General features: G+C 66.7%; 17 protein-coding genes. 9 read left to right on the top strand and 8 right to left on the bottom strand.

Annotation, left to right across the window (positions count from 1 at the left end; all coding sequences use genetic code 11):
• Positions 1-172: 172 nt before the first annotated feature.
• Entirely contained in the window at positions 173-1576 is a 1404-nt protein-coding gene (gabP, locus tag NOM55_RS07160; protein ID WP_255908035.1) for a GABA permease, read from the bottom strand.
• 197 nt (positions 1577-1773) lie between these two features.
• On the opposite strand from gabP, the gene NOM55_RS07155 reads away from it, so the two are divergent.
• On the top strand, positions 1774-3300 hold the full coding sequence (locus NOM55_RS07155) for a PLP-dependent aminotransferase family protein (protein ID WP_255908034.1): 1527 nt from the start codon (positions 1774-1776) through the stop codon (positions 3298-3300).
• A gap of 57 nt (positions 3301-3357) precedes the next feature.
• Here NOM55_RS07155 and NOM55_RS07150 read toward each other — a convergent pair whose 3' ends face one another.
• The 3 genes from NOM55_RS07150 to NOM55_RS07140 form a co-directional block, all read right to left on the bottom strand.
• A complete protein-coding gene (locus NOM55_RS07150) occupies positions 3358-3954 on the bottom strand; it encodes a septal ring lytic transglycosylase RlpA family protein (protein WP_255908033.1) in 597 nt (198 codons plus the stop codon).
• 295 nt (positions 3955-4249) lie between these two features.
• The gene (gene trmL, locus NOM55_RS07145) at positions 4250-4714 is read right to left on the bottom strand and encodes a tRNA (uridine(34)/cytosine(34)/5-carboxymethylaminomethyluridine(34)-2'-O)-methyltransferase TrmL (protein ID WP_047965962.1); all 465 of its coding nucleotides are present in this window, start codon (positions 4712-4714) and stop codon (positions 4250-4252) included.
• Positions 4715-4752: 38 nt separating this feature from the next.
• On the bottom strand, positions 4753-5577 hold the full coding sequence (locus tag NOM55_RS07140) for a ComF family protein (protein WP_255908032.1): 825 nt from the start codon (positions 5575-5577) through the stop codon (positions 4753-4755).
• On the opposite strand from NOM55_RS07140, the gene bioB reads away from it, so the two are divergent.
• The 7 genes from bioB to NOM55_RS07105 all read left to right on the top strand — a co-directional run bounded on the left by bioB (position 5533) and on the right by NOM55_RS07105 (position 14048).
• Entirely contained in the window at positions 5533-6516 is a 984-nt protein-coding gene (gene bioB, locus NOM55_RS07135; RefSeq protein ID WP_120810255.1) for a biotin synthase BioB, read from the top strand. The genes NOM55_RS07140 and bioB overlap by 45 nt on opposite strands.
• An 84-nt stretch (positions 6517-6600) precedes the next feature.
• Positions 6601-7752 (top strand): 8-amino-7-oxononanoate synthase, encoded by a 1152-nt coding sequence (gene bioF, locus NOM55_RS07130; protein WP_120810254.1) that lies wholly within the window; start codon positions 6601-6603, stop codon positions 7750-7752.
• Positions 7753-7845: 93 nt separating this feature from the next.
• The gene (locus NOM55_RS07125; RefSeq protein WP_255908031.1) at positions 7846-10722 is read left to right on the top strand and encodes an EAL domain-containing protein; all 2877 of its coding nucleotides are present in this window, start codon (positions 7846-7848) and stop codon (positions 10720-10722) included.
• A 67-nt stretch (positions 10723-10789) separates the two neighbouring features.
• Positions 10790-11554 (top strand): pimeloyl-ACP methyl ester esterase BioH, encoded by a 765-nt coding sequence (gene bioH / locus NOM55_RS07120; RefSeq protein ID WP_047965899.1) that lies wholly within the window; start codon positions 10790-10792, stop codon positions 11552-11554.
• The gene (gene bioC / locus NOM55_RS07115; RefSeq protein WP_047965900.1) at positions 11551-12456 is read left to right on the top strand and encodes a malonyl-ACP O-methyltransferase BioC; all 906 of its coding nucleotides are present in this window, start codon (positions 11551-11553) and stop codon (positions 12454-12456) included. Before bioH ends, bioC begins: the two co-directional genes overlap by 4 nt.
• Before the next feature lie 11 nt (positions 12457-12467).
• Positions 12468-13361 (top strand): patatin-like phospholipase family protein, encoded by an 894-nt coding sequence (locus NOM55_RS07110; protein WP_120810252.1) that lies wholly within the window; start codon positions 12468-12470, stop codon positions 13359-13361.
• Between the two features lie 39 nt (positions 13362-13400).
• Positions 13401-14048 (top strand): glutathione S-transferase family protein, encoded by a 648-nt coding sequence (locus NOM55_RS07105; RefSeq protein ID WP_255908030.1) that lies wholly within the window; start codon positions 13401-13403, stop codon positions 14046-14048.
• A 58-nt stretch (positions 14049-14106) separates the two neighbouring features.
• Here the strand turns inward: NOM55_RS07105 and dinB are convergent, their stop codons facing one another.
• The 3 genes from dinB to NOM55_RS07090 form a co-directional block, all read right to left on the bottom strand.
• Positions 14107-15177 carry a DNA polymerase IV gene (gene dinB, locus NOM55_RS07100; RefSeq protein WP_255908029.1) on the bottom strand — a complete coding sequence of 357 codons (1071 nt, stop codon included), beginning with the start codon at positions 15175-15177 and terminating at the stop codon, positions 14107-14109.
• A gap of 18 nt (positions 15178-15195) precedes the next feature.
• Positions 15196-15495 carry a SelT/SelW/SelH family protein gene (locus NOM55_RS07095; RefSeq protein ID WP_255908028.1) on the bottom strand — a complete coding sequence of 100 codons (300 nt, stop codon included), beginning with the start codon at positions 15493-15495 and terminating at the stop codon, positions 15196-15198.
• Between the two features lie 325 nt (positions 15496-15820).
• Positions 15821-18556: an EAL domain-containing protein gene (locus NOM55_RS07090; protein WP_255908026.1), complete on the bottom strand. Its 2736-nt coding sequence runs from the start codon at positions 18554-18556 to the stop codon at positions 15821-15823.
• A gap of 141 nt (positions 18557-18697) precedes the next feature.
• On the opposite strand from NOM55_RS07090, the gene NOM55_RS07085 reads away from it, so the two are divergent.
• The gene (locus NOM55_RS07085; RefSeq protein WP_255908025.1) at positions 18698-19858 is read left to right on the top strand and encodes a glycerophosphodiester phosphodiesterase; all 1161 of its coding nucleotides are present in this window, start codon (positions 18698-18700) and stop codon (positions 19856-19858) included.
• A gap of 63 nt (positions 19859-19921) precedes the next feature.
• Here NOM55_RS07085 and NOM55_RS07080 read toward each other — a convergent pair whose 3' ends face one another.
• The gene (locus NOM55_RS07080; RefSeq protein ID WP_255908024.1) at positions 19922-21532 is read right to left on the bottom strand and encodes a methyl-accepting chemotaxis protein; all 1611 of its coding nucleotides are present in this window, start codon (positions 21530-21532) and stop codon (positions 19922-19924) included.
• Positions 21533-21683: the final 151 nt, after the last annotated feature.

Here is a 21683-nt window from a genome sequence, read left to right as displayed (position 1 = left end):
TAAGCAGGTGTTCACACCTTCCTGCTTCACCTCCCTGAGCAGGAGCCTGCAAAGGTATTGACCCCGGCCCGTGCCGGGGTTTTTTCTTGCCCGCAAGACGGCGTGGCGGCATGAAAAAAGCCCGCCAGAGGCGGGCAAGCAGACAGCCAGGGTATTCGGGTGTGATGCGGGCTCAGCCAGCGTTGGCCGCAGCCAGCGCGGTGCTGCTGTGGCGCCAGTCGGTACCCAGCAGGCGCGAGCGGACCCAGCCGACGAGCAGCAGCAGCACGGTCAGTACGGCGGTGCTCAGCACTTCGATCTGGTGATCGTGGCGGAAGGCCATGAGCACCAGTACCGCGGCGATGAACAGGATCACCGCCCAGGTCAGCCACGGGAACAGCCACATCTTGAAGGCCGGGGTTTCGCCGCGGGCAATCATGCGCTGACGCATGCGCAGCTGGGAGATGGCGATCGCCATGTAAACCAGCAGGGCGATGGCGCCGGAGGTGGCCAGCAGCACGTTGAACACCGCTTCCGGTACCAGATAGTTGGCGATCACCATCATGAAGCCCACCACCATCGAACCCAGCACCGCGTTTTGCGGCGTGCCGTTGCTGGCGGTCTTATTGAACACCTGCATCGCGTCGCGACGGGTGGACAGCGAGTACAGCATGCGCGAGGCGGTATACAGCGCCGAGTTCAGGCAGCTGGCCACCGAGATCAGCACCACCACGTCAACGATGGCCTTGGCGTTGGGAATGCCGATCAGCTCCAGCGTGCGCTGGTAGGAGCCCAGTGCGGCCAACTGCGGGTCGTTCCACGCTACCAGCGAGGTCACCACGAAGATCGAACCGAGGTAGAACAGGCTGATACGCCATACCACCGAGTTGGTGGCCTTGGTGATCTGCTGCTGCGGGTTGTCGGATTCGGCGGCGGCGATGGTGACGATCTCGGTGCCGAGGAAGGTGAACATGGTGGTCAGCATCGCACCCAGCACCGCGCCGAAGCCGTTGGGCATAAAGCCGCCGTGGGCGAACAGGTTGGACATGCCACTGGTCTGGCTGCCCGGAATCAGGCCCATGATGGCGGCGGCGGCAATGGCCAGGAAGGCGATGATGGCGACCACCTTGACCAGCGCGAACCAGAATTCGAATTCGCCATAGTTCTTGACGCTGAACAGGTTGGTGATGGTCAGCAGCACGGTGATGCCCAGCGCAAACGCCCACAGCGGCACGCCGGCAAACCAGGTGTGCAGGATGGTGGCGGCAGCGGTGGCCTCCAGCGGGATCACCAGCACCCAGAACCACCAGTACAGCCAGCCGATCAGGTAACCGGCCCAGTGGCCGATGGCGCGGTCGGCGTAGGTGGAAAACGAGCCGGTGTCCGGCGAGGCGACCGCCATTTCACCGAGCATGCGCATGACCAGGATCACCAGCAGGCCGGCGATGGCGTAGGCGATCAGCACCGCCGGGCCGGCTTCGGCAATGGCGTGGCCGGAGCCGACAAACAGGCCGGCGCCGATCACGCCGGCGATGGACAACATGGTGACGTGACGTTCCTTGAGCCCGTGGCTCAGTCCTGGGGATGAAGCACTCATTGGATCAGATTCTCCGTTGGCGGCTGCCTGGTGACCGTGCGCGGACGCGCCGGTACCGTTATTGGGTTGCTGGGGAGTGCAGGGCAGCCGCGATTGTTGTTGCAAGCAAAAGCCGGCGGCAGTGTAAGCGCTGATTGGTGATAAAATTAGACCCAATCCTGTTTTTTTAATAGAACCAATCTGCGCGGTTTCCTGCCATGGCGTCCCCGTCCTCCCCCTCCCAGATCGCGCTGCAGCAAATGCTGGCCGACCTGCTGCTGCAGCACTTCCGCCGCGACAGCGCCGAATCCAACACCCTGCAGCTGTACCGCCTGCTGCGCGACGGCATCCTGCAAGAGGTGCTGCCGCCGGGGCTGCGGCTGCCGTCGTCGCGACAGCTGGCACAGGAACTGGGCATCGCGCGCAATACCGTGATCCACGTCTACGAACGGCTGGTGGTGGAGGGCTATCTGGCGGCCGGGGTTGGCCGCGGCACCTTCGTGCTCGACACCGGGCCGGAGCGCCTGCCGGGGCGCGAGCCGGCGGTAGCCAGGGGCGGCGCCGACAGCCTGGCCGAGATTTCGCGGCGCGGCACGCAGCTGGTGGCGCAGGCCGGCGCCGGCGAGAAGCAGTGGGGCGCCTTCATGCCGGGGGTGCCGGAGGTGCGTACCTTTCCGTCGCGCACCTGGATGCGGCTGCACAACCGCCAGTGGCGCAAGCCGCAGCCGGACCTGCTGACCTACTCCGTCGGCCCCGGCCTGCCGGCGCTGCGCAGCGCGCTGGCCGACTACCTGCGCAGCTCGCGCGGCGTGATCTGCACCCCGGAACAGATCATCGTCACCAACGGCTCGCACGCGGCGCTGCAGCTGATCGCGCTGTTGCTGGGCGATGTCGGCGACAGCGCGTGGGTGGAGAATCCGGGTTACTGGGGCGTGCACAGCGTGTGGCGCAGCAGCGGGCTCGACACGCAGCCGGTGGCGGTGGACGGTGACGGCCTGCAGGTGGAGGAGGGCGCGCGGCTGGGGGCGCCGAAGCTGATCTACGTGTCGCCGTCACACCAGTATCCGCTGGGCGCGGTGATGAGCCTGGCGCGGCGGCGGCGCCTGCTGGCCTATGCGCGGCGCAATCACTGCTGGATCGTGGAGGACGACTACGACAGCGAATTCCGCTACGGCCGTTCGCCGCTGCCGTCGCTGCAGGGCCTGGACCGCCACGGCCGCGTCATCTATCTGGCCACCTTTTCCAAGGTGATCTATCCGGGGCTGCGGCTGGCCTATATGGTGGTGCCGGAGGCGCTGGTGGCCAGCTTCCAGACCGGGCTGTCGGAGATGTTCCGCGGCGGGCAGTACCTGACGCAGGCGGTGCTGGCGGATTTCATCGCCGAGGGTCACTTCGTGTCGCACATCCGCCGCATGCGCCATCTCTATGCACTACGGCGCGAGACGCTGCTGGCGGCGATCGCCGCGCATTTTGGCGCGCGGCTGCCGATCCATGACGGCGCCGCCGGCCTGCATCTGGTGCTGGGCCTGCCCGATGGCTGCGACGATCACGCCATTGCCGAGGCCGCGTTGCAGCAGGGCATCCTCACCCGGCCGCTGAGTGCCTATTACCGCGGCGTGGCGCCGGCGCAGCAGGGCCTGCTGCTGGGCTATGCCCATGTGCACGAGCAGGATATCGCCGGCCACTTCGCCACCCTGGCCGCGGTGATCAAGGCGGCCGGCATCGGCCTGGCGCCGGCACCATGAAAAAACCGCCTGGCTACGCGGAGGTAGGCAGGCGGTGCTGGGGCAGGTACAGCGGGCTTAGCGGGTGATCACCGGCGCCACGCTGAGTGCATTGGCGACGGCCAACGCTTCGTGGTCGCCCTGGAACGGGCCCATGCGGATGCTGTAGATGCCCTCGTGATTGACGATGGCCAGCTTGTCGTCGTGCAGGCTGTCGTCGGCCAGCAGCTTTTTCAGCTCGGCCTCGGCACGGGCCAGCCGCGAGAAGTTGCCCAGCTGCAGGTACAGCGGATCGCTGGCGGCAGCCTGCATCGCAGGCGGCTTGGTGGCGATGCGCTCGCTGCCCTTGACCGGGAACACGCGCTCGATCAGCACCTCGGCCGAGCCGCGGTTGACGTAGCCCAGGCGATGGGCGGCGGCGTAGCTGAGGTCCATCAGCCGGCTCTTGTGGAACGGGCCGCGGTCATTGATGCGCACGATCACCGATTCGCCATTGCTGACATTGGTGACGCGGGCATAGCTCGGGATTGGCAGCGTCGGATGCGCCGCGGTCATCGCGAACATGTCGTAGCGTTCGCCGGAGCTGGTCTTGCGACCGTGGAACTGTTTGCCGTACCAGGAGGCGCGGCCGGTCTTGCGGTAAGGCTTGGCGCTCTTGTCCGGGCGGAAGCTCATGCCCAGGGCAGTGTAGGGCAGGTTGGCCGCAGCGATCAGCGGTTCTGCCTGGGGAACGGCGTCCGGAACCAGGTCCAGGTTAACCGGGATGTTGCTGCCCGGGCCGTCATTCTGAAAGTAGGCGCCTGTGTTGGCAGGCGATTTTTTGGTCGTGACCTTGGCTGTCTGGGTGGCAGTTGCCGGTCTGACGGTGGTACAGGCCACCAGTACAGCACTGATGAACGCAAGCCACAGCCATCGGTAAAAAGGTCGCATGAACCTCTCCTATGCTGTTGCGCCAACTCAGTGAACTGGCTCAGATCCCTCCGGCAAAACCGTGTTGACGCCAGGCCTCGAAGACGAGGACAGCGACAGCATTAGAGAGATTGAGACTGCGTGATTCGGCCCGCATCGGCAACCGCACCCGCTGGTCAGTCGGGAGACTGTCCAGTACTTCCTGGGGCAAGCCGCGTGATTCAGGTCCGAACAGCAAAACATCGCCGGGTTGGAAGGCGATGCGGTCGTGCCGCGTGGCGCCCTTGGTGGTGGCCGCGAAGATGCGGCGCGGGCCAAGGTGGGCCAGACAGGCTTCCCAGTTCTCGTGAACCACCATGCGGGCGTACTCGTGATAGTCGAGTCCGGCGCGTTTCAGTTTGGCGTCTTCGAGCGGAAAACCCAGCGGTTTGACCAAGTGCAGTTCACAGCCGGTGTTGGCACAGAGTCGAATAATATTGCCCGTATTGGGCGGTATTTCCGGCTGGTAGAGAACAACAGTAAACATCGTTGCGGGGTGAATAATCCGGTAAATCAACAGGTTGGTCAAATTTTGTGGTCGGAGGCCCTGGCAAGCACCCAGGCTTCGACCCGTTTTGCGCCCGCTTTTTGCAGCGCTTTGGCCAGCGCATCGAGGGTGGCGCCGGTGGTGGCGACGTCGTCGACGATGGCGATGGAAAGCCCGTCACAGCGGCGCTTTACGCAAAAAGCATCGCGCACATTGCGCAGCCGCTGGCGGCGGTCGAGCGCGGCCTGCGGCGCAGTGTTGCGTTTGCGCACACACAAGTCGTGGACGATGCGGCCGCCGATTGTAGCAGCGACTGCCTGCGCCAGGGCATCCGGCAGGTTAAAACCGCGTTCCGCCAACCGTGCCGGCGCCAGCGGCACCGCGACCACCAGGTCGATTTCCGGCCGCTGCGGCGTGCTTTGCAACTGCTGTCGCAACAGGCTGGCGAGCGCGCCTTGCAACGCCGGCTGGCGGCCGTATTTACAGGCGCCGATCAGGCCGTCCAGCGGGTAGTCGTAGCCGTAGGCGGCGTGCAGGCGCGCAAACGCCGGTGCGGCGCGCAGGCAATGGCCGCAGGGCACCAGGCTACTGGCCGCCGCCGCGGCGCATACCGGGCAGCGCGTCGCGGCGGGTGGTGCCAGCGTCGCGACACAGGCAGCGCAGACGCCGCTGGCACACGGACGTTGGCCGCACAGCTGGCAGTGTTGCTCAAAAACAAGGCAGTTGTTAAGCAATGCCGCAATCGCGTTTGACAGCATGGTCGGCCCTCGCGCAAGATTCGCCCAGTTTTGACTCTCAGACAGTGACGATAGCCCACCATGACCCAGGCCACCATCCAATTCCAGCGTCCCGCCACCCTGCACCCCGAATCCGCGCTGTGGAGCCAGCAGGAAATCGAGGCGCTGTACGACCTGCCGTTCATGGAGCTGGTGTTCCGTGCCGCGGAAGTCCATCGCCAGCACTTCGACCCCAGCCGCGTGCAGCTGTCGACGCTGGTGTCGATCAAGACCGGTGGCTGTCCGGAGGACTGCGGCTACTGCCCGCAGTCGGTACACCATGAAACGGCGGTGGAAAACCAGCCGATGATGACGGTGGACGAGGTGGTGGACGCCGCGCGCCACGCCAAAGCCAACGGTGCCGGCCGCTTCTGCATGGGCGCCGCCTGGCGCGGCCCGAAGGATGCCGACCTGGAAAAGACGCTGGACATGGTGCAGCGGGTGAAGGCGCTGGGCTTGCAGACCTGTGCCACCTTCGGCCTGCTGAAGGACGGCCAGGCCGAGAAGCTGAAGGATGCCGGCCTCGACTACTACAACCACAATCTGGACACCGCCCCGGACAAGTACGCCGACATCATCCAGACCCGCGACTATGAAGACCGCCTCGCCACGCTGGGCAAGGTGCGCGGTGCCGGACTGTCGGTATGCTGTGGCGGCATCGTCGGCCTCAACGAGACCCGCGAGCAGCGCGCCGGACTGATCCTGCAGCTGGCCAACCTCGACCCGCAGCCGGAGTCGGTGCCGGTCAACAACCTGGTGCAGGTGACCGGCACACCGCTGGATGGCGCCGAGTCGCTGGACTGGACCGAGTTCGTGCGTACCATCGCCGTGGCGCGCCTGACGCTGCCGAAGAGCTATATCCGCCTGTCGGCCGGCCGCCGCGAGATGCCGGAAGCGATGCAGGCGCTGTGCTTCCTCGCCGGCGCCAACTCCATCTTCTACGGCGACAAGCTGCTGACCACCGGCAATCCGGACGTCGACGCCGACCGCGCGCTGATGGACAAGCTGGGCCTGCAGCCGCTGTAAACTGCCGTCATGGCATCATCGAAAAGCACCTTGCCGCCGGCGGGTGCTTTTTTTTCATCAATCGAACAAGGAAAGGTTGGCCGCATGCGTCCCGATCAACTCGCCGGCGCGCTGTCGCAACTGCAGGCCGAACATCGCCTGCGCCAGCGCGCGGTACTGGACAGCCCGCAGGGGCCGCGCGTCAGCATCGGCGGCCGCGACTATCTGGCCTTCGCCAGCAACGACTATCTGGGCCTCGCCAATCATCCGGCGCTGAAGGCGGCGATGCGCGAGGCGATCGAGGCGTGGGGCGTCGGCAGCGGCGCCTCGGCGCTGGTGGCGGGGCACTTCGCCATCCAGCAGCAGGCGGAGGAGGCACTGGCCGAATTCGTCGGCTGCGAGGCGGCGCTGCTGTTCGGCTCCGGCTATGCGGCCAACCTTGGCGTGGTCAGCAGCCTGGTCGGCCGCGGCGATGCCATTTTCGCCGACAAGCTCAACCACGCCTCGCTCAACGACGCCTGCCAGCTGTCGCGGGCCGAATTCAAGCGCTTTCGCCACAACGATCTGGCGCATCTGGCGCAGTTGTTGCAAAACACGCCAGCGGCGTCGCGGCTGATCGTGGTGGATGCGGTGTACAGCATGGAAGGCGACGAAGCGCCGCTGGCAGAGCTGCTGCAGCTGGCGGAACGCTATGACGCATGGTTGTATCTCGACGACGCGCACGGCTTCGGCATCCTCGGCAACGGTCGCGGCGCGCTGGTCGAGCACGCGTTGCAGCACCCGCGCGTGGTGTACATGGCCACGCTGGGCAAGGCTGCCGGGGTGGCCGGCGCCTTTGTCGCCGGCAGCCGCCAGCTGATCGACTGGCTGGTCAACCGTGCGCGCACCTATATCTTCACCACCGCGCATCCGCCGGCGCAGGCGGCGGCGGTGCTGGCCAGTTTGCAGCTGATCGAGCAGGAGTCGTGGCGTCGCCTGCTATTACAAGAGCATATTTCGGCATTGCGTGCTGCGCTGATGGAAACTTCTTTCCGGTTATGCTCTTCCCGTATGCCAATTCAAGCGATTATTATTGGCGGCAACGAGGCTGCCGTGCAGATGGCAGGGGATTTACAGGATTCGGGGATCTGGGTTCCCGCCATCAGGCCTCCCACGGTGCCGGCAGGAACCGCGCGCTTGCGCGTGTCACTGTCGGCGGCGCATTCCGGGCAGGACGTTTCACAACTGGCACAGGCGCTGGTCAGGCTGTTGCGCTGACCCGGCCACTGCCGTTGCCCTGTCCGGTGTGCCCTATAACAATAAAATCGCGGTTGCGATGCGTGGCCGCGTAGTGGGCTCAACCAAAATCGTATGAATAGCACGGCTGATATTCTGTTTTCGCCCGAAGAAGCCGCCGAAGCTGCCCTGGATTTCCTGTTCTGCTGGCAGCTGCCGCTCGGGGCGAGCGTTTGGGGAAAGCTGGGGGAGGGGTGGCGCTGCCTGGCGCAGCGGGGGGATGTGTCCGCCCTGCCGACGCCGCAGGCAGGTGTCCCGCTCCCGCCGCTGGATGCTGCCGTCTGCTGCCAGGTACTGGGCAGCCACGCGCAGCCGCTCGGCTTCCTGTTCTGGCATGGCTGCGCCGCCAGCGAGCGCACCGCGCAGCTGGCGCTGCTGCTGACCGGACACCTGACCAGTGCCAGCCTCAGCAATGACCTGAGCGCGGCACGCGTCACCCACCATACCCTGCTCGACATCAACCGCCTCGCCAACGAGTCGCAGAATGTCGAGCACTTCCTGCGCCGTCTGCACCGCGCGGTGAGCCGGCTGATGCCGGCCGACAACTTCTATATCGCGTTGCTGGACGAGGGTGGCAGCGCGTTGCGCTTTCCCTATTTCTCCGACGTGATGGAGCCGCGGCCGCCGCGGCCGGACGAGGTGTTTCCCTGCGGCGGACAGACGCCGTCGCTGACCGCCTGGCTATGCCGCCAGCACTCCTTCATGCTGTTGTCGGGCGCCGAGATCGACAGGCTGTGCCGGCAGCAAGGCGTGGTGATGTCCGGGCTGATGCCGTCGTGGTGGATGGGGGTGCCGCTGCTTGATGCCGCCAGCAAGGTGGTCGGCGCGGTGGTGGTGCAGAGCTACGACGTGCACCAGCGCTTCGATGACGCGGCGCAGAGCGCCTTCCTGTTCATCGCCCACCATATCGCCAGCGCGCTGGACCGGCTGGCGCACCGCGCCGAGCTGGAGCGCAAGGTATGGCTGCGCACCGCCGAGCTGGAAGGCATCAATATCCGCCTGCACGCCGAGGTGGCCGAGCGCAAGCGCACCGAGCAGCTGCAGAGCGTGCTGTTCCGCATCGGCGACATCTCCAATACCAGCCTGTCGATGGAGGCCTTCTTCGTCGGCCTGCATCGGCTGCTGTCCGAGTTCATCGACGCCAGCAACTGCATGGTGTGCCTGCACGACAGCGAGCGCAACGAGCTGAGCTTTCCCTATTGTTCCGACCTGTACCTGACCGATCCGCTGCCGCAGCGCCCCGGGCGCGGCCTGCTGGAACAGGTGCTGCACAGCGGCCGGCCGCTGCTGCTGGCCGAAGCCAGCGGCCATGTGCTGCTGGCCAGCGACGATCACGACATCGCGGTGCCGGTCAGCTGGCTGGGGGTGCCGCTGTACAGCGGCAACGAACTGCGCGGCGTGCTGGCGGTGCAGAGCTACGAGCCGAGCGTGCGCTACTCCTACCGCGACCAGGAGCTGCTGGAGTTCGTCGCCAACCACATCGGCAGCGCGCTGGCGCGGGTGCAGGCGCTGGACGACCTGCAGCGCGCCTATGCCGACCTGGAACAGCGCGTGCTGGAGCGTACCAACGAGCTGGACGCCGTCAACGCCCAGCTGCAGCACGACAGCCTGCACGATCCGCTGACCAAGCTGCCCAACCGCAGCTATTTCTCGCGCGTACTGAAGCGCAACTGGGACCAGTTCCAGCTCGATCCGACGCAGCGCTTCGCGGTGGTGTTCATCGACCTCGACCGCTTCAAGCTGGTCAACGACACCCTCGGCCATCTCGCCGGCGACCACCTGCTCACCGAGGCCGGGCAACGCATCCGCAGTTGCCTCGGCTATGCCGATTTCCTGGCCCGCCTCGGCGGCGACGAGTTCGCGGTGCTGCTGTCCGGCGTCGACTCGCTGGAAGAGTGCGAGCGGCTGGCGCAGAGCCTGGTCGGCGAGTTCGAACGCCCGATCATGCTGTCCGGGCGCGAGCTGTTCACCACCGTCAGCGTCGGCCTGGTGCTGGCCGACAAGGAACACTACTCGCGTGCGGAAGACCTGCTGCGCGACGCCGACCACGCGATGTACCGCACCAAGCAGCGCGGCCGCCACGGCTACACCCTGTTCAATCACGAGCTGCGCCGCAACCAGGCCGACCAGTTGGCGCTGGAGGCCGAGCTGCGCCACGCGCTGGAAAACCGCCACGAACTGGTGCCCTACTACCAGGCGATCGTGGACAGCCACAGCGGCAAACTGGCCGGCTTCGAGACGCTGGTGCGCTGGCACCACCCGCAGCGCGGCCTGATCGCGCCGGGTGTGTTCCTGCCGATGGCGGAGGAGAGCGGCCTGATCCTGAAGCTGGACCGCTACATGATCGAGCACGCCTGCGCGCAGCTGGCGCAGTGGTACGGCAGCGGCCGCATCGACCACGCGGTGTGCCTGCACATCAACCTGTCCTCGGCGCACTTCCACGATCCGGGGCTGGTCGGCTGGCTGCAGGAGCTGATGCAGCGGCACGCGCTGCCGGTGGGCACGCTGCACCTGGAAATCACCGAAAGCGCGCTGATCGACGTGCCGGACGTTGCGATCGAGGTGATGCGGCAGCTGAAGGAGCGCGGCATCTGCCTCGCGCTGGACGACTTCGGCACCGGCTACTCGGCGCTGTCCTACCTGCACCGCTACCACTTCGACGTGCTCAAGATCGACCAGGCCTTCGTGCGCGACATCCACTGCCACGAGGAATCCTCCGCCATCGTGCGCGCCATCCTGGCGCTGGCGGCGGCGCTGGGGCTGGACGTGGTGGCGGAAGGGGTGGAAACCATGCTGCAGGTGCAGACCTTGCGCCAGCTCGGCTGCCCGCGGCTGCAGGGCTACTACTTTGCCCGGCCGGCACCGGCGGCGGAGCTGGACTGGTCGCGGCTGGCCGGCATGCAGCAGGAGCTGGCTCACGCCGGCGACGGTTTGCTGCCGTCGCTGGCATGAGTGCAACGGGCTTTCTTTCTCGGCGCGCTATTGCGAAAATCGGGTTTTGCCCCATTTGCACTAGTCGATGACCCTGTTTATAGAATCCCGCGGCCGTGGCCCGGATCTGGTGCTGCTGCACGGCTGGGGGCTGCACGGCGGCGTGTTCGAGCGCGTTGCGGCCAACCTTGAAGCCGATTTCTGTCTGCACCTGGTGGATCTGCCCGGCCACGGCGCCAGCGCCGCGGCCGCGCACTTTGACGCAGCGGCGATTGCCGACGCGCTCGCCGGCCACTTCCCGCTGCCGGTGCATCTGCTCGGCTGGTCGCTCGGCGGCCTGATCGCGCAGCACTGGGCGGCGCAGCATCCGCAGCAGGTGCGCAGCCTGGCGCTGGTCGCCACCAGCCCGCGCTTCGTGCGCGACGAAGCCTGGCCGCATGCGCAGGCGCGCGAAGCGATCGAGGGCGTCGGTGCCAATCTCGACACCGCTTTCGAGCTGACGCTGGAGCGCTTTCTCGCGCTGCAGATGATGGGCGCGCCGGCGGCACGCGACACGCTGAAGGCGCTGAAGGCGCAGCTGTTTGCCCATGGCCGGCCGCAGGGCCTGCTGCCGGCGCTGCACTGCCTGCTGCACGCCGACGCGCGCGCGCTGGCACCGGCCATCGCCTGTCCGGTCGGCCTGTTCTACGGCGCGCGCGACGCGATCACCCCGATCGGGGCCGGGCGCTGGCTGGCCCAGCAGCTGGCCGACGCCACTTTTTACGACTTTCCCCAGGCTTCGCACGCACCGTTTCTGTCGCATGAAACGGACTTTGTCGAAGCCCTGCGACTACATCTGGAACAGCACGCATGAGCGAAGCGTTTTACACCGACAAAGACCGCGTTCGCGCCTCGTTCGAGCGGGCGGCCACCAGTTACGACTCCGCCGCGGTACTGCAGCGCGAGGTGTCCGACCGCATGGCCGAGCGTCTCGACTACATCAAGCTGCAACCGGCGGTGATCCTCGACGCCGGCAGCGGCACCGGCTACGGCGCGGCGATGCTGCGCCAGCGCTACCCGCAGGCGCGGGTGCTGGAGCTGGACCTGGCGCACGGCATGCTGTGCGCGTCGCGCGAGAAGCAGCGTGACAGCCAGGGCATGCTCGGCCGCCTGTTCCGCCGCCCGGCGCCGTGGCAACTGTGCGCCGATGTCGAGCGCCTGCCGCTGGCCGACAACAGCGTCGACATGATCTGGTCCAATCTGGCGATCCAGTGGGTCAACGTGCCGGACAGCGTGTTTGCCGAATTCCAGCGCGTGCTGAAACCGGAGGGCATGGTGATGTTCTCGACGCTGGGGCCGGATACGCTGACCGAGCTGCGCGCCGCCTTCGGCGCGGTGGACGGCGCCACCCACGTCAACCAGTTCATCGACATGCACGATCTGGGCGATGCGCTGATGCACTGCGGCTTCTCCGAGCCGGTGATGGACATGGAAAAGATCGTGATGACTTACGACAGCGTGCGCGAGGTGATGCACGACCTGAAGGCGATCGGCGCCCACAATGCAACTGCCGGCCGGAATCGTGGTCTGATGGGCAAGCACACCTGGCAGCGGATCTGCGACGCCTACGAAACGCGGCGCCGCGACGGCCAGTTGCCGGCAACCTACGAAGTGCTGTACGGCCACGCCTGGAAGGCGCAGCCGAAGAAAAAGCCGACCATCCTGGCTGACGGTAGCCAGGTGATCGAATTCAGTCGTTCCCCACCCAAGCAGTGAGAGCCTTGCCCATGTGGTCTGTGTCCAGAATTGCAGCCAGTGCTGCAATTTTTTTATTGGCGGCGTGCACCACGCCGACCCCACCGGTGGTAGTGGTCCCGAAACCGGTACTGAAACCGAAAGTCGCACTGGCGCTGGGCGGCGGCGCGGCCAAGGGCTTCGCCCATGTCGGCGTGATCCGCGTGCTGGAGCAGAACGGCATCGTGCCCGACATCATCACCGGCACCAGTGCCGGCAGCATCGTCGGCGCCATCTATGCTTCCGGCGTCGACGGCGAGGCGTTGCGCTACCGCGCGCTGCGCATCAACGAGAGCGACCTGCGCGACTTCACCTTCTCCACCTCCGGCTTCCTGAAGGGCGAGAAGCTGGCGGCGATGGTCAACCAGCAGGTGGACGGCAAGAAGATTGAGCAGCTGACGCGCCGCTTCGGCGCGGTGGTCACCGATCTGGACAGCGGTGCGCGGGTGGTGCTGAAGAGCGGCGACACCGGCACCGCGGTGCGCGCCTCGGCGGCGATTCCCAACGTGTTCCAGCCGGTGACCATCAACGGCCGCCGCTACGTCGACGGCGGGCTGACCAGCCCGGTGCCGGTGATCGCCGCCCGCGAGATGGGTGCCGACATCGTGATCGCGGTCGACATCTCGGCCAAGCCCACCGGCAAGAGCGCGCTCGGCTTCCTCAGCCTGCTCGACCAGAGCCTCAACATCATGAGCCAGGCAGCGCTGACGCAGGAGCTGAAACAGGCCAACGTCACGCTGCGGCCGCGGGTATTGCACATCGGCTCCGCCGATTTTGACGAGCGCGGCGCGGCGATGCTGGAAGGCGAGAAGGTGGCGCGCGAAGGGCTGCCGGTGATCCGCCAGGCCATTGAGCGCTGGGCGACGGCGCGCAGCGCGGCCAAGTGATGCCATAATGCCCCCACCAGCAATTATTGGAGTTTCCGCATGATCATCCTGTACGGTTCCGCGCTGTCGCCCTGGTACAACAAGGCCAAGGTGGCCCTGCTCGAAAAGGGCGTCAACTTCGAGGAGCGGCTGCAGCGCCCGTCGCAGGACGAGGCGGTGCTGGCGGCCAGCCCGATGGGCAAGATTCCCTACGTCGACATCAACGGCTTCAAGCTGGCCGAATCCGGCGCCATCGTGGAGTGGCTGGAGGATGCCTACCCGACGCTGTCGCTGCTGCCGCCGTCGACCAACGGCCGAGCCCGCGCCCGTGAACTGGCGCTGCTGATCGAGCACTACCTGATCGCCGCCAGCGCGCCGCTGGTGCGCCACGCGCTGTTCGGCGCGCCGCTGTCGGAGCAGGGCAAGGCCGAGGTGGCGGCCAACCTCGAACGAGGTGCCGCCGCGCTGGCGCGGCGCATGGTGCCGGAGGGCAACTGGTTGTGCGGTGACGATTTCACCGTCGCCGACATCGCGCTGGCGGTGGCGCTGCCGCATCTGGGCTATCTCGGCAGCACGCTGCTGGGTCACGACCCGCTGGCCAGCCTGCCGTTGCCACCGCAGTACCACGAGCGGCTGGCGCAACGCGCCAGCGTGGCACGCATGTGGCACGACCGCGAGCAGGCGCTGCGCAAGTTCCTGCCGCACTGAGCGACCGCGGTGTCCCCCGACAGCCATCCAGCCTCGCGGCGGATGGCTGTTTTGCCGTCTACGGCAGTCCTTCCTCGAACAGCGGCAGCTGCTGCGCCGCCGGGCTGTCCTCGCGCAGGCGCACGCCGACGCCGAGCAGGCGCACCGGCTTGTTGCCGCGGGCGAAGCCGGTGTGCAGCAGCTGCTGGAATACGTCTGCGGCCAACGTTTGCCCGGCCAGCTCGACCGTGGTCTGGCTGAAGTCGGCAAACTTGATCTTGACGCTGAGGCCGCGAAACGCCGGCGTGCCGATGCGCTGCAGCCGCTGTGCAAGCCGCGTCAGCAGCGGCGCCAGCTCGGCCTCGCAGCTGGCGAGATCGGGCAGGTCGCGACTGTAGGTTTCCTCCACGCTCACCGATTTGCGCTCGCGCGCCGGCTCCACCGCGCGGTGGTCGATGCCGCGCGACAGGTCATACAGGGTTTTGCCGAACTTGCCGAAGCGCTGCAGCATTTCCAGCAGCGGCAGCCGCTGCAGGTCGCCGCAGCTGTGCAGCCCCTGAGCCTTCAGCCTGGCGGCGGTGACGGCGCCGACGCCCCAGATCTTTTCCACCGGCAGGGTCTCGACAAAGGTGGCGACGTCCTGCGGCCGCACCAGCCATTGCCCGTCCGGCTTGTTCCAGTCGCTGGCGATCTTGGCGAGAAACTTGTTGGGGGCGATGCCGGCCGAGGCGGTGATGCCGACCTCGTCGCGGATGGCGGCGCGGATCTCTGCCGCCATCAGGCTGGCGCTGCCGTGGCAGTGCGGCTGGCCGCTGACATCGAGGTAGGCTTCGTCCAGCGACAGCGGCTCGATCAGCTCGCTGTAGCGGTGGTAGATCGCCTGCACCGCGAGGCTGGCCTGCTTGTAGCGGGCAAAGTCCGGCGGCACGATCAAGAGAGCCGGGCAGCGGCGCAGCGCCAGCGATGACGGCATCGCCGAGTGCACGCCGTAGCGGCGCGCCTCGTAGTTGCAGGTGGCGATCACGCCGCGCTGCCCCGGCTGGCCGCCGACGGCGAGCGGGATGTCGCGCCACGCCGGGTTGTCGCGCATCTCCACCGCGGCGAAAAAGCAGTCGCAATCGATGTGGATGATCTTGCGCTGGATGCTCACCTTGCGGCCAACCTTGCGTCAGCCGCCGCGCTCGCTGTGGCCGAGACCCTTGTCCGGTGCGATGCGGTCGCGCAGCAGCTGTTTCAGCTGCTTGATGTCGGGAAAGCCGCCGTCGCGCGCGCGGTCCCACAGCAGCTCGCCGTCGACGCGCACCTGGAACACGCCGCCGCTGCCGGGTTGCAGCGCGACTTCGCCGAGTTCCTTTTCAAAGGTGGTCAGCAGTTCCTGCGCCATCCAGGCGGCACGCAACAGCCAGCGACAGCCGGTGCAATAGCGGATGGCGACAACGGGCAACAGCGGGGAAGTGTCAGGGCTCATGAAGGTTGGCCGCAAGCAAAAAGGCCATGGTAATGCCGAATACGAGAGGGGGAAACCCGAAGGGACGCTGCACCGCTACCTTGCTTCGCAATATCTCTGTGTTGTTGTGTCGTGGCTCTTTGAAGAGCTGTATTTTCTCCTCCATCACCCGGCTATCTGTGTAAACCTGGCGCTGTGCGTGGAGGCAGCGGTGCAAACGCAGGGCCAGTGTGCATCAAGCCGGTGCATTGGGGAAGCACGCGGCGCGATTGTCCGACAATGTTGCTTTGCACCATGTTACATCTTTGCAACGTTTGCTTACATTTATCGATAGTGCCGCCTGCGGCTACAGTGCCAGCGTCGGATTGTCGATCAGGAAGCGCTCCATGTCGCCGGCTGGCAGCGGCCGGCTGATCAGGTAGCCCTGCGCGTAATCGCCGCCATGCTCGGCCAGAAAGCGCGCCTGGCGGATATTCTCGATGCCCTCGCCGGTGACCGAGGCACCGAGGGTGTGCCCCATCGCCACGATCATGCGCACCAGGTTGCTGCCGCCAACGCTGTCCGGCACCTGGTCGAGGAACTGCTTGTCGATTTTCAGCTTCTCGGTGGGGAAGCGGCGCAGGTAGCTGAACGAGGCGTAGCCGGTGCCGAAGTCGTCGATGGCGATGCCGATGCCCTGCGCGCGCAGCTTGTGCAGGTTGCTGTCGATGGTCGGCGTGTTGCGCAGCGCCAGCCCCTCGGTCACCTCCAGCTCCAGCGCGTCGCCGGGCAGGTGGTGGGTGGCCAGCTGGCTGGCGACCACCTCGGCAAAGCGCGCGTCCTCCAGCTGCACCAGCGACACGTTGACCGAAATCACGAACTGGCTGAGATAGCGCGCGCGCCACTGCACCGCCTGGCGGATGGCCTCGCCCAGCACCCACTCGCCGATGTCCTTGATCAGCCCGGTTTCCTCCGCCAGCGGGATGAAATCGGTCGGCGGGATGCGGCCAAGGTTGGGGTGTTCCCAGCGCACCAGCGCCTCGGCGCCGGCGACACGGCCGTTCTTCAGCGACACGTAGGGCTGGTAGTGCAGGCTCAGCTCGCCGCGTGCCACCGCCTGGCGCAGGTCGTTCTGGATGTGGTGGCGGCGGCGCCAGTTGTCGTTCATCTCCGGGCGGAAGCGCACCCAGTTGCCGGCCGGGTCGTTACGAGAGATCTGCAGCGCCAGCTCGGCGTGTTCCAGCAGGCCGTCGGCGTGGATGGTGTCGTGCGGGTAGATGCTGAGGCCGGTGCTCAGGCGCAGAAACAGCTGCTGCTCCTGCAGGAACAGCGGTTGCCGCAGCTGGTCGCACAGGGCGTCGGTACGCTGGCTGATGCTCAGCTCGTCCTCGTCCAGCAGCAGCATGGCAAAGCGGTTGTCGGCGTGGCGCGCCACCATCTCGCCGTTGCGCGCCAGCTTTTCCAGCCGTTCGCCGAGCAGGCGTATCAGCTGGTCGCCGCTGTCGCGGCCGTACAGCTCGTTGATGTTGGCGAGGCCTTCCAGCGACAGCATCATGCAGCCGATCGGGCGCTTGTCGCGCGCCTGGCTGTTTTCGCGCTGCTGGATCAGTTCGCCCAGCTGCATCTGCAGCCGCGAGCGGTTGGGCAGGCCGGTGAAGCGGTCGTAGTAGAACTGGCGGTACAGCTCGCCCTCGGCCTGCAGCCGGGCGGAGGACTCCATCACCAGCGCGATGATGTCGGCGGCGGAGCAGATGAAGTTGACGTCTTCCTGGCGCCAGGCGCGGCGCAGGGTGCGGCTTTCGGCGCAGATGATGCCGTGCTGCAGGCCGCCGACCATGATGCTGGCGTCGAGCATCGCCTTGATGTCGCGCTCCGCCAGATGGGCGCGCAGCGACAGCAGCCGTTCGTCCTGCAGCGGCTGCACGCTGCTGAGGTAGCGCTGTTCGCGCAGCGCGTCGAAGTAGTCGGGGTGCTGCTCCAGCAGCAGCACGTCGCCGCTGAAGCGCAGGCTGTCGCCGGTATCGACGCCGGCGAGACAGTGCAGGCTCTGCTGGTCGGCGCTGAACTGCCACACGCTGACGCGGCTGACGCCGAGGGTCTGCGCCAGCAGCGGCAGGATCTCGTCGATGTACTCCTGCAGCACCTGGGTTTCGCTATGGCGCGCCGCCACCAGCTGCTGCAGCGCGCGGCCCTGCTGTTCCAGCCGCTGCGAACGGCGCACGTTGGCCTGCTGCTGCAGGTAGCCGGCGCGTACGATCAGCCCGGACAGCAGCAGCATGAAGGCCAGCAGCAGCAGGCTCTGCGGCAGCAGCCGCTGCAGTACCGCGTCGCCGGGGCGCTCGTTGTCCCATTCCAGCAGCCCCAGGATCTGGCCCTGGCTGTTTTCCAGCGCCAGCGCCGCACTGTGTTGCGGCGTGGCGGAGAAGTTCAGCGACAGCCGGCGCAGCGAGTTGCTGGCCGCCATCTCCTGCAGCAGGCGCTGGTCCAGCGCGCGCGCGAACAGCAGGTAGCGCGCGCGGCCATCGGGCGAGGCGCCGGATTCCAGCGCGATGCGCTGGATCGCCACCAGATAGATGGCGGTCTGCGGCTGGCCGGTCAGGCTGTTGCCGTGCTGCTGGCGCAGCAGCAGGCTGGGGCCGGTACTGGCCTGCTGCGGGTCGTAGCGGTCGGCCTGGCGCAGCAGGTTCTGCCACTGCCGCGGCTCCAGCTGCAGCAGCCGTTGCGGCTGCGGGCTGACCACGCCGCGGTCCAGTGCGTACAGCACGCCGGCGGCGGGATCGAGCAGCAGTGCGATGTCGACATCCAGATTCTGGTACACCGAGCCGGTCAGGTTGGCCGCAAGCCAGGCGCGGTCCATCTGCGGCGACTGGCTCTGGCGGTACATCTCGTCCCACACCGCGTAGTCGTTGAGCGACTGGCCCAGCGTCTTGCGCTGGCGCAGCAGCTCCTGTTGCAGGGTCTTGCGGGTGAGGGCGGCAACTTCCTCGTCGACCTTGTCGGCGGCGTTGTTGGCCAGCTGCCACAGCCCGGCCAGGCCGACCAGCAGGATCACCGCCAGCAGCAGGCCCGGGCGCAGGCGGAATGTCATCGAAAATGGACGCATGTCTCGGCAGTATTCGGGGTGCGGCGCGGACAGGGCGGGGCGCTGTCATCGCCGTTACATGTTGCGGTCAATAAAATGTCATGTTGTTCTGTCACGCTGCGGCAGCGATTTCACATTGACGCTGTTCAGGGAGTGTACCCAATGAAAACCATGCCTTTGCGCCTGCCGTTGCTGGCCATCCTGCTGTCGGGGCCAGTGCTGGCCGCCGGCCCATCCCCGTTTCCGACGCTGGACGGCAAGCCGCCGCTGGTGGTGGCGCACCGCGGCGCGTCCGGCTACCTGCCGGACCATACCCTGGAAGGATACGCGAAGGCGATCGAGCTGGGCGCGGATTATATCGAGCCGGATCTGGTCAGCACCAAGGATGGCGTGCTGATCGCGCGCCACGAGCCGAACCTGAAGGACACCACCGACGTCGCCCGGCACCCGGAATTCGCCGCCCGCAAGCGCACGCTGAAGGTGGACGGCGTCGATGAAGAGGGCTGGTTTGCCAGCGACTTCACCCTCGCCGAGATCAAGACCCTGCGCGCGGTGCAGCCGCGCGGCGACCGCAGCAAGGCCTACGACGGCCAGTTCCTGATCCCGACCTTCGACGAGGTGCTGGCGCTGCGCGCGCAGCAATCGCAGGCGCTGGGCCGCGACATCGGCATCTATCCGGAAACCAAGCACCCGACCTGGCACCAGCAGCAGGGCCTGGCGCTGGAGCAACCGCTGGTGGCGGCGCTTACCAAGTACCGGCTGAACCGCAAGGCGGCGCCGGTGTTCATCCAGTCGTTCGAGGCGGCCAACCTCAAGACGCTGCGCAAGCTGACCCCGAACAAGCTGGTGTACCTGCTCGACGCCAACGACGTGCGCCCCGATGGTAGCATCGATACCCTGCGCCCTTATGACCACGTGGTGGCCGGCGACGCGCGCACCTACGCCGACATGCTGACCCCGGCCGGGCTGAAGGAGATCCGCCGCTTCGCCGACGGCATCGGCCCGTGGAAACCGTACCTGATCAGCTGGCAGGCGATGACCGACAAGGCCGGCAAGGCGATGGACGTCAACGGCGACAAGGTGGTCGACCAGCGCGACATGACGCTGCTGGAGCCGAACAGCGTGATCCGCGACGCGCACAAGCTGGGGCTGGTGGTGCACCCCTACACCTTCCGCAACGAGGCCAAACACCTGGCGGCCAACTTCATGGAGCGGCCAGCGGAAGAGTACCGCCTGTTCTTTGCCGCCGGTGTCGACGGTGTGTTCACCGACTACACCGACACCGCGCTGGCCACCCGCCGCCTGATGCAGCAAGGCCAGTAAGCCCGCTGCCGGCAATGACAAGGGCCGCCCACCGGGCGGCCCTTTTGCGTGGGTGCGACCGCCTCAGACGCGGTATACCGACACTTCCTGTTCCATGCCCTGCGACAGGCCCTGCAGGCGGTTGGCCAGCTCGGTGACGTGGCCGGCGGCGGCGGAATTCTCCTCCGCCATCTGCGCCACGGTTTCCACCTGCTGCGCGATGCTGTTGGCGGCGCTGCCCTGCTCGCGGATGGCGCTGCTGATCTCGCCGACCAGATGCCGGCTCTGGCCGGCGACATCGGAAATCGACTGCATGGTGCTGCGCGCCTTGGCCGCCTCGCCAACGCCGTTTTCCACGTTGTGGACCGCGCCCTGCATCCGTTCGGCGGCGGAGCCGGACACGCTCTGGATCGCGTTGATGATCTGCGCGATCTCCTGTGTCGACAGCGCGGTGCGCTCGGCCAGCTTGCGTACCTCGTCGGCGACCACGGCAAAGCCGCGCCCGGTCTCACCGGCACGGGCGGCCTCGATCGCCGCGTTCAGCGCCAGCAGGTTGGTCTGCTCGGCGACATCCTTGATCACGCTGACCACGGTGGCGATGTCGCGGGTGCGGTCCACCAGCTGTGCCATCTCGCTGGAGGCACTGCCGACGGCGCCGGCGATGCTTTCGATCGACTGCGTGGTGTCGCCGATCACCTGCTCGCCCTGCTGCGCGCGCGCGCCGGTGTCCTGCGCCAGGTGGTTGGCCTCGAGGGCGCGGTCGGCGACATGGTTGATGCTGACGGTGATCTGTTCCAGCGCCGCCGCCATGGTGGCGGCGGATTCGCTCTGCGCGGAGGAGCCGGCGGCGACCTGCCTGGCGGAGCCGGCCAGCTCGGTAGCCGACTGCGACACGTCGCGCGCGGCGGTGATCATGGTGCGCAGGCTGTCCTGCATCTTGGCGATCAGCTGGTTGAAGGCACCCAGCATCAGGGCGATCTCATCCTTGCCCTGCACCTCGCAGCGGGTGGTGAAATCCAGCGTCTCGGCCAGCTGGCGGATGCTCTGCTGCGCACGGCTGACGCTGCCCACCACCTGGCGGTAGGTGCGCCAGCCGCTGAAACAGAGCAGCAGGATGGCGACCGCGGCCACCGTGGCGGCAATCAGTTTCGCCTGCAGGTTGACGTCGATGGCGTGCTGCTTGGCGCTGTCGGCCAGCTGCTGGTTGAACTGGGTGTGCTGCTTGGAGATGCCGTTGATGCGCTGGAAGATCACCCGCGCACTGTTGGCCATTACCTGTGCCTCTTCCTTGCGGTTGCTGCGCGAGGCGTCCAGGATCGGCGCGTAGACGCGGTTCAGCTCGGCCAGGCCTTCTTTCAGCTTGCTGTGGTAGTCGCGGTCCTGCTCGTTGACGATCATCGGTGCGTACTGGTCCAGCGCGGCGGCCGCATGCTGGCTGTGCTCGGCGAAGGACTGCGCGATCTCGCCCATCTTGCTGTCGTCGCTGCTGAGAATGTGCGCCAGCAGCGAGTTGCGCTGCTCCAGCATCGCGCTGTCGAAGGCGGCCAGGGTCTGCATGCTCGGCATCACGTTGTCGCTGATGTGTTCCAGCTCGTTGTAGACGCGGTTGAGCTGCAGGAAGCTGGTGACGGCGAGGATCAGCAGGCCGCTGATGGCCAGTGCAATCAACAGGCCCAATCGTTGCGATATTTTCATGGTGTTGTTCCGCAGGCTAGAGTCGTTGCTCGAGTGTAGCGGAGAAATAATATGAAAAACGATTATGTTGTTGGCGAAGCGGCGATTGGTGAATAGTTGCGGGCGGGGCGGGGTTTTGGGGGCCCCGCCGGCCCCCCCCCCCCCCCCCACC

It is taken from the genome of Vogesella sp. AC12 (assembly GCF_024437575.1).
Taxonomy (GTDB): Bacteria; Pseudomonadota; Gammaproteobacteria; order Burkholderiales; family Chromobacteriaceae; genus Vogesella; species Vogesella indigofera.
Note: the sequence above shows the minus strand (reverse complement) of the source record. Positions and strands in the feature narration are given on the sequence as shown.

Coding starts and splice junctions, on each gene's coding strand:
- trmL (WP_047965962.1), bottom strand. CDS start 4,714: ATGTTTACTGTTGTTCTCTACCAGCCGGAAATACCGCCCAATACGGGC.
- NOM55_RS07095 (WP_255908028.1), bottom strand. CDS start 15,495: ATGAGCCCTGACACTTCCCCGCTGTTGCCCGTTGTCGCCATCCGCTAT.
- NOM55_RS07090 (WP_255908026.1), bottom strand. CDS start 18,556: ATGCGTCCATTTTCGATGACATTCCGCCTGCGCCCGGGCCTGCTGCTG.
- NOM55_RS07150 (WP_255908033.1), bottom strand. CDS start 3,954: ATGAGCTTCCGCCCGGACAAGAGCGCCAAGCCTTACCGCAAGACCGGC.
- NOM55_RS07105 (WP_255908030.1), top strand. CDS start 13,401: ATGATCATCCTGTACGGTTCCGCGCTGTCGCCCTGGTACAACAAGGCC.
- NOM55_RS07080 (WP_255908024.1), bottom strand. CDS start 21,532: ATGAAAATATCGCAACGATTGGGCCTGTTGATTGCACTGGCCATCAGC.
- NOM55_RS07125 (WP_255908031.1), top strand. CDS start 7,846: ATGAATAGCACGGCTGATATTCTGTTTTCGCCCGAAGAAGCCGCCGAA.
- NOM55_RS07085 (WP_255908025.1), top strand. CDS start 18,698: ATGAAAACCATGCCTTTGCGCCTGCCGTTGCTGGCCATCCTGCTGTCG.
- bioC (WP_047965900.1), top strand. CDS start 11,551: ATGAGCGAAGCGTTTTACACCGACAAAGACCGCGTTCGCGCCTCGTTC.
- bioF (WP_120810254.1), top strand. CDS start 6,601: ATGCGTCCCGATCAACTCGCCGGCGCGCTGTCGCAACTGCAGGCCGAA.
- NOM55_RS07110 (WP_120810252.1), top strand. CDS start 12,468: ATGTGGTCTGTGTCCAGAATTGCAGCCAGTGCTGCAATTTTTTTATTG.
- gabP (WP_255908035.1), bottom strand. CDS start 1,576: ATGAGTGCTTCATCCCCAGGACTGAGCCACGGGCTCAAGGAACGTCAC.
- NOM55_RS07155 (WP_255908034.1), top strand. CDS start 1,774: ATGGCGTCCCCGTCCTCCCCCTCCCAGATCGCGCTGCAGCAAATGCTG.
- bioH (WP_047965899.1), top strand. CDS start 10,790: ATGACCCTGTTTATAGAATCCCGCGGCCGTGGCCCGGATCTGGTGCTG.
- bioB (WP_120810255.1), top strand. CDS start 5,533: ATGACCCAGGCCACCATCCAATTCCAGCGTCCCGCCACCCTGCACCCC.